Below are 12,833 nucleotides of genomic sequence, written 5' to 3'. Positions count from 1 at the left end.
CCTGACTATTCCAGGACCACCGGGTGCCAGGTTTTGTCGGGATTAAACCGCGTCATCTGGCTCACCTGAGAGGCCGTCCCAGCAGCCCCGAGATCCTTCTCAAAGACCACCCCATCCTGATTGATCACCAGCGTTCGAATACCAGTGACGCCATACTCCGCAGGCCAGGCGACAAGAGCAAAACCACCAATCATGTTCTTGCTCACCACATAATTGAAGGCGCCGCCGGGCGCCGCCGGACCTTGTGCCTTGAGAATCCGGAAGTAGTATCCGTGATAGGGAACTAACTTTCTGGATGGATTGGAGCTCGAAACCGTCGCATTGGCAAAGGCCAACGGAACTGGGACGCTGGAATCGCCATCCGAATACAGTCCGTCATGCCGGCCGGGACTGCTGACGATGTTCTGCGCATACTTCAGGATCGGTTCCCCGTCCCGGACGCGCGAAGCGTATGCCAGTTGGGCTTCGGCATAACCGCGGCACGCCTCGATCGCATTTAACTCGTTCCGGCCAATCCGGCGAGCCAGAACTTCAATCCGGCCAGCCACCGAATCCAGTTGCCACTTCCCGTCACGGCGAACGATTGGAACCGGAAACGGCCATTCCTCTTCACCGAGAGCGACCGTGACCTGATCGGGAGTCAGTTTATCTTCAATGATTTCGACCTTCTCCCGGCCCGCCCGCACAAATTCCGCGCGCGCCGCCCGATCTTCATCGGGATTGCCCGACTGGACAATGTCCTTGCCCTCAGGCCCAAAAAGCTGGAGAAGAGCTGCCGTATCATTTCGATCCGCGGCGTCAATCGTTGCCTGGATGACCTCCTGCGGGGTTGCAAAGCTCCGTTGCGCTGCACTGGGAGCAGCCGGTAAAAGAAGAGAAGCTCCAAATAGGCAGCTGACCACGGGAAGCCAGGTCAGCCGAAGTCTCAGTCCACTAAAATTGATTGTCGTCATAAGTCCCTCTCGCTCCTAGCGACGTCCACCACCACCGCCTCTACCTCCACCCCCGCCACCACCGCGGCCCATGGAGCCACCTCCGCCGCCGCTTCGTGCGGGACCGAGACTAGAGAATCCGTGATCACTTTGCACTCGGGCAGCTCCGCCGTCCCGCACACCGCCAAACGCGCTTCGGTTCCCATTGGGAGCGCTAGGAGCCATCTGCCGATCTCCCAGACGCTGGCCTCCCGATGGACTGCCCATGCGGTTCTGTCCTCCCGCCTGTCCCTGTCCCACAAGCGGGCGGGATTGGAGATTCTGGCGCACACCCCCTCCGAAGCGGTTCGCCAGTCCTGGGTTGGAATACGGAACTCCCTGGCGATGCGTGGGGTTATGCGACCAATCGCTTCGTCCCACTAAGCCGCTGCGTCCACCTGCGTTGAAGTTATAGCGGTGAATAAAGCCATTGTTCACAATGATGCGATGCCCACCCCAGCCTGGCCGCCAACCCCAGTTCCCCCAGCCGCCCCAGCCGCCGCCAAAGTAGAGGCCAAGAGGAATACCAAGGCCGAAGCCAAAGTAGGCGCCCCCGACAAAAGGCGGATAGAACCAACTTGCATAGGGATAGTAAAGAGGAGGTCCCCAGATCGAGACGGGATCATAGTAAGGCAAGTAAAGCGTCTGCGGATCCGCCGGCTCGATCTCGATCACCGGCTGTCCTGCGTCGCTTGTGGTAGTCACGACTTGTTGGGGCGTGGAGGACAACTTACCTGCTTGCTGGGCCTTAAAGCGCATGCGCTGCGCGGCGTCCATGACGTCGTTTTGTTGGCTCAAAAATGCATTCCCCAAATTGGTCGTCCAGGTGACGTCCTGGTTCAGCCGCTGCACCAGATCGGGGAAAACGACCAGCGCCTGCACGCTCGGATCCCAGTTCTGAGCCTGTGCGGCCTCTGTCAGGGCCGTGCCAGTCAGACCTGGATTCTGTTTCAGCCATTGGGAGGCTTCCACCAGTTCCAAAGGATAAGTGGAGGCAACCAGGATCTGGCTGAGAAGGGGGTCCGGATAAAGTGCAATCGGCGCAACCAAATCGTCCAACTGTTTGGCTGTCAGCGTCTGACCGGGAGGTGGAAACTGAGGCGGCCCTTGCGCCCACATCGGCTGCTGCTGTCCACAGACAAGAGCAATCACGATAGAAAGGGACAGTGGAATGCGATATGAGGGTGTCACGAGGTTGATGTCCTGTCTGTATATGTGCACGTTTCGGGCCATATCCAATTCCTGCTTAGCCCGGAACAACGAAGACCTGACCGGATATGGTCAGGAGAATCGAAAGCAGCCCTGAGAGCGTCGTTCTTCCGCCTTCAGGGCTGCTTTCTCACCATGAGCTCACGAAGCAATTTAACGGCTCGTTACGTGTGCGCCGCTCTTCCCATGGGATTCCTTACCCATATGGCAATTCTTCTTATGTTCTTGGTATTCCGCTTCTGAGCCCAGAACTTTCCCGCAATCACACTTATGGGATTGTTTCCCTGCCATTTTTTCTTGCATTGGATGTTTCCTCTTTTCGTTCGTGGAGTAAACAATCATTGGGCGAGAGATGAGCTTTGTTCCGTCTGATCAACCCACCCGACTGTTCCAGTTCACTCCATGCAATCCACGGGCCACGCAGATCCCTTGGGTCCACCATGGTGTGACTCTAAGAACTCGAGAAGAATGAAGCAGCTTAGTTCTAGTGAATCGTGATCAGGTTCTCCACGGTCATGACGCCAGGAGCGGCGAAGGCGGCCGTTTCAGCGTCTTCGCGTTCCATCCAAGAACGGACCGTGCCACGCAACGTGACTTTATCTCCGGAAACACTCACGCTGATCCCACTGGCATCGATTTGCGCATCCCGTTTGAGCGCATTCTCGATCTGCACCTTAACATCGGAAGCGATTACTTTCGGTTCCAGAGTAATGTTATTAATTACACCTTTCACTCCCAGCAATGGACGAACGAGATTCTCTGCCTCTCTCTTTTGATATTGTCCTTTGACCATTCCTTGGAGAGTGACCCAGCCCTCCGCCACCAAGGCCTTGACGGTGTCTGGCACGAGGTAGCTAGCCTTTAAATGATCGGATGCGGCCTGAGCAATCGCGGTATCACTGCGCGCTGAGGTGGAAGGGAGATCCACTTTAATCTCACTGGCAACCGACCGAACTTTTGCCACTCGTAAAGCAGCCCGTTCAGCCGCCCATTTCTCGTAGTAACTTCCAACATGTCCATCCAGTTCGACCGCTCCATTGTTCACCGAGACACCGATTTTCTCGGCATGTACGCTCGGATCCCAACTGAGCTCTTGCTCCACATCATTTTTCAATTGTTCGGAGGTATTCATTGTTCTCTGTCCTTCTTTAACGATCGGATGCAGCGATGGAGCCTTTCGCTTGGATCGCGTGCTCCCGCTGTCTTGCACAGCACGCGATCCACCAATCTGAACCACGAATCTTCCTGCTCCGCGCGCTGCTGCCACATTGAAAAGTGGGGTCAGCCAACGATGAAAGTGCAGCAGCGCGAGCCTTCCAGCGAGGGGAGCACTTCTGTCCTTGAGGCTAGAAATTCTTCACTTTTTGCATCGCGAGCATTTGGTCGATTCGACCAACGCGGAACCGATTAGTTTGTTCCCAGTCCCCTCTCCACTTTGTGTAATAGGTATGACCTTTCTTCATTCCCAACGCACAAAAGGTATCACCCGGGCGGAATGTCACCAGTGTGCGCAGGAATGCGTCTCCTCACTGGAGCCATTCAAAACTCTCATGCAGAATCTCGCAGATCGCCCCACTCCCACTCTTGACGGATTCGACGAGGAGCAGCAGCAATGGAATGTGCTGACCTACCTGAGGCGGCAGCCAAGATCCGTCCATGCACTGATTCTGCTGGCACTGATCGTATTGATTGCAGGGCTCGATTTTACGGTGGATCGCGATCTATCCCTGTTCGCGCTCTATCTGATTCCGGCGCTCTATGGAGTCTGGTTTCTTGGACGCAGATGGGGTTACATCAGTTGTCTGGTGAGCGCAGTCATCTGGCTTGTAGACGCCTGGCAAGGATTGCCCGCCCTCCGTTCTGTACTGATTCCATACTGGAACCTTGCCGAAAGACTCATTGTGTTGCTGGTTGTCGTGAGCATTGTCAATGCCATGCGGCAGGCGCTGCAAGATGAGCATGAAGCGAAGGAACGCGATGTCCGGCGGGAGTTTGAACTGGCCCGCGAAGTACAAGGACGGCTGCTGCCGTCAGAGGCACCTGACTACCCGAGAGTCGAGTTCGGGTTCTTTTATCAGGCTGCCCGCAAGGTGGGCGGCGACTACTACGATTTCATTCCCATCACGCCAGATCGTCTCGCTATCGCCGTCGGGGATGTGTCCGGAAAAGGTCTTTCCAGTGCACTCTTGATGGCATCGTTGCAAAGCTTGGTCCGCACGAATCTGGTTGCCCGCCAGGGCGAACTCACACGATTTGTCACCGAGTTGAACCACTCGTTGTACAAGATGACAGCAAGCAGCCGCTATGCGACGCTCTTCTTCGCAATTCTCGATGTCTCGGATCTGACCCTCCGCTACGTGAACGCCGGGCAAAATTCACCATTTCTGTTCCGGCATGGAGACACACCCGCGATCGTCGAAAGCCTGACGACAGGAGGCCTGCCGATTGGCATTGTCGCCGAAAGTCATTATCAATCTGGAGGCATGCAGCTCCATGATGGAGACGTGCTGATCGCCTATACCGATGGGGTAGTTGAAGCATTGAATGCGAAGCAGGAAGAGTTTGGGGAAGCCCGGTTGAAGGAAATTGTTCAGGCCTCACTTTCCACTAGCGCCGCAGAGATCTGCAGACAGATTGCCAGTCAGTTGAACGCCTTCGTGGCAGACACCGCTCAGTTTGATGACATTACTCTCGTGGTAATGAAGATCCAGGCGAAGCGAGAACCACTCGCAGCTTAGATCCATCTCTTGCGGAGCAGCCAGACCTTCACCATCTGCGTCAGGCCCATGTAGGCAAGAAGCGTTAGCAGAAGAATCGGCCAATACAGCAGGGGCAGCGGTGTAAAGCCCAGTGAGGAAGCTAACGGAGAATACGGCAGCCAGATGCCCAGCCCCATGATCGAGAGCGTTGTGAGCGTAAGCGGCAGACTAGCCCGGCTCTGCAGAAACGGGATCTTATTGGTGCGGATGACATGAATGATCAGCGTCTGCGTCATCAACGATTCGATGAACCAGCCGGTTTGAAACACGGCAACGCGCGAGGGGTCCCAGCAGTTGAAAACCCAGAGCATCACAAAAAATGTTGTGTAGTCAAAGATCGAACTGATCGGCCCGACAAAGAGGATGAACCGCCTGATCTCTCCGATGTTCCAGGGCCGCGGCCGGGCGACCTGCTCCTCATCTACATTGTCTGAAGGGATCGGCACCTGCGAGAAATCGTAGAGAAGATTATTCGTCAGCACCTGGATCGGCGCCATCGGGAGAAAGGGGAGGAAGGCACTCGCGCCCAGCACGCTGAACATGTTCCCGAAGTTAGAACTGGCGCCCATCCGGATGTACTTCAAGATGTTTGCGAAGACCTTGCGGCCCTCCACGACACCACCTTCGAGCACCATCAGATCCTTCTCCAGCAGAATCAGGTCTGCCGATTCCTTCGCAATATCGGTGGCTGTATCTACCGAGATCCCGACATCGGCCGCTCGCAATGCGGGGGCATCATTAATGCCATCGCCCATAAAACCCACCACATGCCCCTTGCCGCGAAGAGCCCGAATCACTCGCTCCTTGTGTGCCGGAGAGAGCCGAGCGAAGAGTGTCGTCTTCTCGGCGGCGTCAGCCAGTTCCGTATCGGACATCTTCTCGACATCGCGGCCAAGCAGCATCGGATCAGGAAGCAGACCGACGTCTTTGCAAACCTTGCGACTGATGAGTTCGTTATCCCCTGTCAGGATCTTGACCACGACACCGTGTTGGTGCAGGGCTTCCAGAGAACGCGCAGCCGTGCTCTTGGGCGGATCGAGAAACGCGACATAGCCGCGCAGCAGCAGATCGTGCTCATCGTCCTTTGAACAAACGGTCTTCCCCTGAAACTGTTTCGTGGCCACCGCAAGCACGCGGAAGCCATCGCTGCTGAGCTCCTCATACTCAGCGCGCAGGTCGACGATGCGGTCCGGATCCATGGGCGAGATCTTCCCGTTCAGCTCGAACTGAGAGCACTGTTTGAAGACTTCCTCCGGAGCGCCTTTGGTGAGAAGGATTGCATGGCCATCGGGATCTGCCACTAGCACGGACATCATGCGCCGGGTGAAGTCGAAGGGGATCTCATCGAGCTTCTTGTATTTCTCGATCTCCGCCCTTGCGTGGAAGTCGGTGCTGTCCAAAATGGCGCGATCGAGCAAGTTCCGCAATCCCGTCTGGAAGTAGCTGATCAGATAGCCGTTGAGCAGCACGTCATCGCTCTCCTCGCCGGCAACATCACAATGCCGCATCAGAACAACGCGATCCTCAGTCAGTGTTCCTGTCTTGTCCGCGCAGAGGACATCCATGCCGCCAAAATTCTGGATCGAATTCAGCCGCTTGACGATCACCTTTCTGCGGCTCATGGCAAGCGCCCCTTTGGCCAGACAAACAGACACCACCATGGGAAGCATCTCTGGCGTCAAGCCTACGGCTACCGCCATGGCGAAAAAGAAGGCCCCCTGCCAATCGTGCTTCGTAAATCCGTTGATCAAAAAGACCAGCGGCACCATCACGGCCATCAGCCAGATCATGAGCCAGGTGAAGCGATTGAGTCCTTCGTCGAAGCTGGTCAAGACACGTTCGCCGATGATGGACCGGGCCATGCTGCCGAGATAGGTCTGGATGCCGATGGTGATCACCACCGCCGTCGCGGTGCCACTTTCGACGCTGGTGCCCATGAAGCAGATGTTGCTGAGTTCGATGGGGGAAGCTGCGGGATTGGTGGCCGGATCGTGGAACTTCTCGACGGGAAGCGACTCGCCTGTCAAACTCCCCTGACTTACAAATAAATCCTTCGAACTTAACAAGCGCACATCGCCCGGAATCATGTCCCCTGCGGAAAGCTGGATGATGTCGCCGGGCACCAGATCGTGGAGCGGAATCTCTCTCGCCTTCCCGTCCCTGATGACGGTAGCGGTGACATGAATCATGGCCTTGAGCTTTGCCGCAGCGGCATCGGCGCGAGCTTCCTGGATGAAGCGCAGTGCAGCTCCAACCACGACCATGATGGCAATCACGATGCCCGCCCTCATGTCACCTGTGGCAAAGGAGATCGCGGAGAGTATCCCCAGAAGGACCACCAGCGGGTTGCGAAGAATTTTCAGAAGGCGAGCGAACCAGCCTTCCTCTTTCTCTTGCGCCACTTCATTCGGACCAGTAGTGCGCGCACGGTGTTCGGCTTCAGATTGCGTGAGTCCAGAGGGAGAGGTGTTCAAATCCCGGAGCAGTTCATCGCCGGGTTTCCGGGCCGCATCCAGAACCACAGGAGAGACCTGAATCTTCTTGTTCTTCCCGTTTTTAGCAGGCGGCTCGGCGAGCTTCGCCGTTGCATCAGGCGTTGTCATCGGCCTCCTGAGCGGGGGAGAAAGCTTTCGATTTGTGCATCACACCGGACTTGCCGATACATTGGCGCTTGGCGAAGAAGAGACTACTCAAACGTTAGCACCGTGCGTCCCGTTACTTTCGCATTCGCCAGTCCGGTGAGCGCCTCATTGACTTCCCGGAAGGGCCGCAAATGGATCTCGGCAATGACTTGTGCGTGGCTGGCAAAAGAAAGAGCCTCCACTTGGTCATTGCGAGTGCCCACCAAAGATCCGCGAAGAGTAATGCCTCTCAGAATCATGTCGAAGATGGGAATCGGGAGATCTCCCGCAGGCAAGCCCACGAGAACACAAGTCCCTTTTCTGCGTGTCATGCCCAGGCCCTCCCGGAAGGCAGCCTGAGAGGGAGCGGTGAGAATCACGCCATGGGCGCCACCGATTTTCTGTTGCAGAAACTCGGCGGGATCGGTCTTTCGTGCATCGATCACCAGGTTGGCCTGCAGGGAGCGGGCCAAGGCGAGCTTGTCATCGGCGACATCAATCGCAGCGATGTTCAGTCCCATGGCCTGCGCGTACTGGATGGCCAGATGTCCCAGCCCTCCGATTCCAGAGATCGCAACCCAGTTGCCTGCCTGTAGTTCTGCTTGCTTGAGCGCCTTCCATGTCGTCACCCCGGCACACAAAATGGGTGCCGCAGCTTTGGAGCTCAGATCCGCCGGGATTGGAATCGCGTAGGCAGCCGAGGCGATCGCATACTCTGCAAAACTGCCGTTCGCCGAGTAACCTCCAAAGACGGCCTTTGGGCAAAGCGTCTCCCAGCCACTAAGGCACCATTCACAATAGCCGCAAGCCTGATGTAGCCAGGGCAGACCGACCCTATCCCCCTCCTTGAGGTTCTTAACGGCAGAGCCTGCCTGAACGACAATTCCCACGCCTTCATGCCCTGGCACAAAGGGAAGAGGCGGCTGGATCGGCCAGTCTCCATTTACCGCATGGAGGTCGGTGTGACAGACACCGCTCACGATCATTTTGACGAGAACTTCATTCGGTGCCGGATCTGGAAATTGCATTTCCTCGATCGAAAGGGGCTCGTGAAACTTCCGTGCGATGGCCGCGAGACCTTTTGCGCTCATGCTGATTCCTTTCCACAGCTCAGTCTGATGCTATGCTGATGCGCTACGGAAGGCAACCGGTCTTCCGTGCTGAGACTGCTGCGGTAGCTTAGAGAACATGCGTGGCAGGTTCTGGATTTCCTGCGGCATGTTGGATGGAATGCGTGTGCATTTCCGAAGGATTCGTGCGTTTGAGGATGTCCCGCGCCTTAGCCGCTTCCTCAGAAGCCGCATGAGCCAGAACCAGAAATTTGTCTGTCTTGATTGCCGTCTCATACTGGAGGATGCTGTCCTTCGGCACGCCGATACTCCAGAACGCGGCTCCGATCGCGCTCAATCCGCCTACAACCAAAGCACCTTCGAGTGCGCCTACGATCCAGGCCACCAAAGGACCGGCGACCAGCACAGGGCCAAAGCCGGGAATCAGGAAGAAGGCCGCGCCAAAGAGCATTCCCCAGAGAGCACCCCAGAATGCACCGGCACCGCCCCAGCGCTTCATGCGGTCGCCTGCATTGTAGAAGCCCACGACGTGCTCTTCGGTGTGCGGATTCTTACCGACAATCGACAACTTCTTCATGTCGAAGCCACTCCGCTGTAATTCTTTGATGGCCTGTTCTGCCTGCTCGTGAGTATCGTAGATTGCGACCACGATGTCGTTATTGGAAGCCATTGGATTTCTTCTCCTCTTTCTCAGATGGTGCGGACCAGTTGGTCCCGCCCAGAAGAGAATGCATTCCTGGGTCCATCCTCATTCCGGCGCGTCACCGGGAGGGACATTCTTCGCGACTCCGATTCTCTGGAGAAGGACCTCGATGCGGTTGCGCAGCAACGGTTTCCGCAAAATGACCTTAGCTGGTCGGGTGACCGAATGTGGTCATCACCGGTTCTGCCAGGCTCTCAAACTTTCGAGGATTCCAAGTGGTCCATGATGTGCAGTTGTTCTGCAGAAAGGGAACAAATGTTCCCTTCTCAAGGAGGACACACCATGCACGAATCCCACCAAAGAGCAGCCGAACAGCATGCATTAGCCGCACGCGCCCATCGCACCGCGGCAGAGCATGAAGAAAAGGGCGATGGCGATGGAGGCCGCTGGCACGCCACCCGGGCTCTGGAATATTCCAAGCAAGCCTTTAAATTTGCCGAAGAAGCCCACAGCAGGTCAGGGCAGATTGTGAGTCTTTAAGTTATGTCGATCCATCAAAAAAATCCCCCCAATGGCCATCGCCGCGCGGCCGAATTGCATGACGCGGCCGCTCACGCCCATCGCGTTGCAGAACAGCACGGCAAACAGGACCATATCACCGGTCAGGAACAGACACGAAATGCTCTAGAGCATACCCAGAAAGCACATCGCCAGAGCCAGATCCTGGCGGCTGCACACGGCATCATCCCGTTTGGGCATCAGGAGATCGCCACCCTCGCTTATGAACGCTGGCAATCGAGAGGTTGCCCGAACGGTACCGCTCTCGAGGACTGGTACGCCGCGTCCGAACAGTTACGGGCGGGCAATAGCAGGTTACTGCGCGCCTGAAGGCGAGATGTTGTTGTGCCGGAATCGCAGGCGCTCTTCCGGGATCAAGCGCCTGCGGCGGAAATGAAAATAAATCAAGACGCTCACGACCGCTGCATAAGCGCACCAGATCGAAGTGAAGGCGTAACGGGCAATGACCATGACAACAAGAAGCCCAATCAGGTTTGCGATTCCGAGCACAACAAGACCGTCAAATCCCGAAAAGAACAAAGCTCCACAGGTGGCAATCACATAAAGAACCGCGACGGTATTGGTGTTCGTGATCGGATTGAAGTAAACGATGCTGTGATGAAACGCAGAGACTTCCATCGGATAGGCAATCAAGCCCCACAGCAGATACAGTGCCAAGCCACCGCCTAACAACACGAATCCCAGCATGCGGCGCCTCCGAACTTCTGTCGGCTCAATCAGAAGAACGCTGAGTGGCAACAGGAAAGGCAAGAGGCCCTGCGCAAACAGAAGATAGGCGGCCCCGGCTCCGTTTGTCACGGCAGCGGACAAAGTATGATGCAGGCCAAGCCAGACAAAACCTTCCATGAATTGATGTGTGGCAAACAAGAGAGGCAAGGCCGCAAAAAGCAATTGCCGCCGGTCTTTCACCTCAGCCAGGGTAGCGATTCCGATGGTGGCCAGAACGGCGCTGCCGGCAAAATTAGCAGTGGCGGAGAAACACATGAGGCGCCGCTCCTTTCCCAAAGGAAGTGAGAAACACCCGGCCTTGCGCCAGCCGGTGCGAAGCCTTCAAGGAAGGATCACCGCAGATCCGCCTAAGGATTCCTGCTTCACCGCCCCAAGCGCTTCATTCGCCTCTTCGAGTTTGAAACAGCGCACTTGCGGTCGCAGGTTGATCTGAGCGGCCAAAGCAAGAAACTCTCTTCCATCCACACGGGTCATATTCGCAACACTCCGGATCTGACGTTCTCCCCAAAGTAACCGATCATAGTCGAACTGTGGCATGCGGTCGAGATGGATCGCGTTGATTGCAACCACTCCTCCTTTCCGAAGACTGGCAAGAGCAGCAACAACGACATCTCCACTGGGAGCAAAGGTAATGGCGCGGTCCAGCGTAACAGGAACCTCCTCCCCTTCCTCGCCCACCCAAGCGGCCCCCAAGGAAGCTGCCCGTTTCCGGTGTGATTCGCCTCTTGTAACAACGTAGACCTTACAATTCCATTCGTGCAACACGGCAATCGCCAAGGAAGCAGAGGAGCCAAAACCAAATAGACCGACCTTGTCACCTGGCTGCACATCTGCGACACGCAGACTCCGGTAGCCAATGATACCGGCACAAAGCAGGGGCGCCGCGTGCCTATCGTCAAGACTGTCTGGCAAGGGAAATGCAAAGTCCGCACGCGCCACGGCATACTCTGCATAGCCACCATCCACCGTATAGCCGGTGAAGGTGGGAGTATCACAGAGATTTTCAAATCCACGGAGACAGTGCCCGCAAGTCCCGTCGACGCCACCTACCCACGAGATTCCCACACGGATTCCCGCCGGAAGCTCTGGCGTAGTACCTTGAACGACATCGCCGACAATCTGGTGCCCAAGAATTAACGGCGTCCGCAAGGAAGGTAGGTCGCCCTCGACAATATGAAGATCCGTCCGGCAGACACCGCAAGCACGAACCCGGAGCAGAATCTGACCAGGCCCAGGGGTCGGCAAAGGGACCTCCCGGACCACTAAGGGATTTGTACAGAGGGGAGCAGGCGCGGCGAGAAAGACTGCTTTCATCATTCCGGCAGACCGTCCATCCGGCTGCGCTGTCGTTGTCTCGCGAGCGGACTCATGCATACGGGGTCCTAAAGGAAACTGACACCCAGTTCATGTCTATGCAATGGCAATGAGATTCTCAACTTGAACGACACCGGGGGCAAAGAACGCTGCGGTCTCTGCAGCTTCGCGTTCCTTCCACGAGCGCACCGTCCCCCGGAGCGTCACAATGCGGCCAATGACTTCGACAGAAATATGGCTGGCGTCCACCGCAGCACTGCGTTTCAGTGCCTTCTCGATCTTCAGCTTTACATCCGCACTGATCGCTTTGGGTTCAATCGAAATCTCGTTTGTTACCCCTTTGACTCCCATCAAGGGACGAACAAGAACCTCCGCTTCTCTTCTCTGGTACTGCGCCTGAACCGTTCCGTGGAGGGTGACCCAACCGTCTGCAACAAGAATCCTGACCGTTTTGGGAATCAGGGAACTCTCCTTCAGACACTCCATGGCAGATTGCGCGATGTCCTCATCCGTACGGGAAGCAGCAAAAGGCAGTTCGACTTTGATTTCACTCGCCACAGCCTTGACAGAAGCGACGCGGAGTGCCGCCCGCTCCGCGGCCCATTTCTCGTAAAAACTCTCGGCGTGCCCCTCGAGTGCGACAACGCCATTGTTCACAGAGACCCCAATGTGCTCAGAGTGCACACTCGGGTCCCAACTGAGCTCCTGCTCCACATCCCGTTTCAGTTGTTCCGCTCTCATCATCGTTCCCATCCTCGTCATGTTTACTTGCACGAGTAGGGCCAAAGCGCGCACTGGAGCATCCGGGGCCGAGTACTGGACCGTCTGTAATTTGATTGATTTTAAGGGGAAGGATGGTGGGCGCGCAGGGACTCGAACCCCGGACCTCCTGCGTGTGAAGCAGGCGCTCTAACCAGCTGAGCTACGCGCCCTCGTGG

12 protein-coding genes and 1 tRNA gene are annotated in these 12,833 nt (G+C 56.4%); 3 read left to right on the top strand and 10 right to left on the bottom strand.

Annotation, left to right across the window (positions count from 1 at the left end):
• Positions 1-5: 5 nt before the first annotated feature.
• The 3 genes from M017_RS0120375 to M017_RS0120365 all read right to left on the bottom strand — a co-directional run bounded on the left by M017_RS0120375 (position 6) and on the right by M017_RS0120365 (position 3,312).
• Complete coding sequence (locus M017_RS0120375; RefSeq protein ID WP_031500015.1) at positions 6-953, bottom strand: DUF2950 domain-containing protein; 948 nt, start codon at positions 951-953, stop codon at positions 6-8.
• 15 nt (positions 954-968) lie between these two features.
• Entirely contained in the window at positions 969-2,123 is a 1,155-nt protein-coding gene (locus tag M017_RS0120370) for a DUF3300 domain-containing protein (protein WP_051670662.1), read from the bottom strand.
• 541 nt (positions 2,124-2,664) lie between these two features.
• Positions 2,665-3,312, bottom strand: a complete 648-nt coding sequence (locus tag M017_RS0120365) for a BON domain-containing protein (RefSeq protein ID WP_031500013.1) — start codon at positions 3,310-3,312, stop codon at positions 2,665-2,667.
• A 418-nt stretch (positions 3,313-3,730) separates the two neighbouring features.
• On the opposite strand from M017_RS0120365, the gene M017_RS28030 reads away from it, so the two are divergent.
• Complete coding sequence (locus M017_RS28030) at positions 3,731-4,918, top strand: PP2C family protein-serine/threonine phosphatase (RefSeq protein WP_051670661.1); 1,188 nt, start codon at positions 3,731-3,733, stop codon at positions 4,916-4,918.
• Here M017_RS28030 and mgtA read toward each other — a convergent pair.
• The 3 genes from mgtA to M017_RS0120345 form a co-directional block, all read right to left on the bottom strand.
• A complete protein-coding gene (gene mgtA, locus M017_RS0120355; protein ID WP_031500011.1) occupies positions 4,915-7,542 on the bottom strand; it encodes a magnesium-translocating P-type ATPase in 2,628 nt (875 codons plus the stop codon). The two genes, M017_RS28030 and mgtA, sit on opposite strands and share 4 nt — an antisense overlap.
• Positions 7,543-7,625: 83 nt before the next feature.
• Complete coding sequence (locus M017_RS0120350) at positions 7,626-8,651, bottom strand: zinc-dependent alcohol dehydrogenase (RefSeq protein ID WP_031500010.1); 1,026 nt, start codon at positions 8,649-8,651, stop codon at positions 7,626-7,628.
• Between the two features lie 88 nt (positions 8,652-8,739).
• The gene (locus M017_RS0120345) at positions 8,740-9,300 is read right to left on the bottom strand and encodes a general stress protein (protein WP_051670660.1); all 561 of its coding nucleotides are present in this window, start codon (positions 9,298-9,300) and stop codon (positions 8,740-8,742) included.
• A gap of 315 nt (positions 9,301-9,615) precedes the next feature.
• Between M017_RS0120345 and M017_RS0120340 the strand changes: the two genes are divergently transcribed.
• Both M017_RS0120340 and M017_RS28870 read left to right on the top strand, forming a co-directional pair.
• On the top strand, positions 9,616-9,813 hold the full coding sequence (locus tag M017_RS0120340; protein ID WP_031500008.1) for a hypothetical protein: 198 nt from the start codon (positions 9,616-9,618) through the stop codon (positions 9,811-9,813).
• Positions 9,814-9,816: 3 nt separating this feature from the next.
• Entirely contained in the window at positions 9,817-10,161 is a 345-nt protein-coding gene (locus tag M017_RS28870) for a DUF2934 domain-containing protein (RefSeq protein WP_080508042.1), read from the top strand.
• On the opposite strand, the gene M017_RS0120330 is transcribed toward M017_RS28870, so the two are convergent.
• From M017_RS0120330 to M017_RS0120315, 4 genes are all read right to left on the bottom strand, one after another.
• Positions 10,147-10,836 (bottom strand): DUF6629 family protein, encoded by a 690-nt coding sequence (locus M017_RS0120330; protein ID WP_051670659.1) that lies wholly within the window; start codon positions 10,834-10,836, stop codon positions 10,147-10,149. The genes M017_RS28870 and M017_RS0120330 overlap by 15 nt on opposite strands.
• Positions 10,837-10,902: 66 nt before the next feature.
• Positions 10,903-11,955 carry a zinc-dependent alcohol dehydrogenase family protein gene (locus M017_RS0120325; protein ID WP_238325987.1) on the bottom strand — a complete coding sequence of 351 codons (1,053 nt, stop codon included), beginning with the start codon at positions 11,953-11,955 and terminating at the stop codon, positions 10,903-10,905.
• A 36-nt stretch (positions 11,956-11,991) separates the two neighbouring features.
• Positions 11,992-12,639, bottom strand: coding sequence for a BON domain-containing protein (locus tag M017_RS0120320; protein ID WP_080508192.1), 648 nt, complete (start codon positions 12,637-12,639; stop codon positions 11,992-11,994).
• 111 nt (positions 12,640-12,750) lie between these two features.
• Positions 12,751-12,827 (bottom strand) — tRNA-Val (locus tag M017_RS0120315).
• Positions 12,828-12,833: the final 6 nt, after the last annotated feature.

It is taken from the genome of Bryobacter aggregatus MPL3 (assembly GCF_000702445.1).
Taxonomy (GTDB): Bacteria; Acidobacteriota; Terriglobia; order Bryobacterales; family Bryobacteraceae; genus Bryobacter; species Bryobacter aggregatus.
This window is presented reverse-complemented; position numbering and strand designations above follow the sequence as displayed.

What these genes read in the sequence shown, in the direction of transcription:
- M017_RS0120375 (WP_031500015.1), bottom strand. Translation starts at nt 953, where the DNA reads ATGACGACAATCAATTTTAGTGGACTGAGACTTCGGCTGACCTGGCTT.
- M017_RS0120365 (WP_031500013.1), bottom strand. Translation starts at nt 3,312, where the DNA reads ATGAATACCTCCGAACAATTGAAAAATGATGTGGAGCAAGAGCTCAGT.
- M017_RS28030 (WP_051670661.1), top strand. Translation starts at nt 3,731, where the DNA reads ATGCAGAATCTCGCAGATCGCCCCACTCCCACTCTTGACGGATTCGAC.
- mgtA (WP_031500011.1), bottom strand. Translation starts at nt 7,542, where the DNA reads ATGACAACGCCTGATGCAACGGCGAAGCTCGCCGAGCCGCCTGCTAAA.
- M017_RS0120350 (WP_031500010.1), bottom strand. Translation starts at nt 8,651, where the DNA reads ATGAGCGCAAAAGGTCTCGCGGCCATCGCACGGAAGTTTCACGAGCCC.
- M017_RS0120345 (WP_051670660.1), bottom strand. Translation starts at nt 9,300, where the DNA reads ATGGCTTCCAATAACGACATCGTGGTCGCAATCTACGATACTCACGAG.
- M017_RS0120340 (WP_031500008.1), top strand. Translation starts at nt 9,616, where the DNA reads ATGCACGAATCCCACCAAAGAGCAGCCGAACAGCATGCATTAGCCGCA.
- M017_RS28870 (WP_080508042.1), top strand. Translation starts at nt 9,817, where the DNA reads ATGTCGATCCATCAAAAAAATCCCCCCAATGGCCATCGCCGCGCGGCC.
- M017_RS0120330 (WP_051670659.1), bottom strand. Translation starts at nt 10,836, where the DNA reads ATGTGTTTCTCCGCCACTGCTAATTTTGCCGGCAGCGCCGTTCTGGCC.
- M017_RS0120325 (WP_238325987.1), bottom strand. Translation starts at nt 11,955, where the DNA reads ATGCATGAGTCCGCTCGCGAGACAACGACAGCGCAGCCGGATGGACGG.
- M017_RS0120320 (WP_080508192.1), bottom strand. Translation starts at nt 12,639, where the DNA reads ATGATGAGAGCGGAACAACTGAAACGGGATGTGGAGCAGGAGCTCAGT.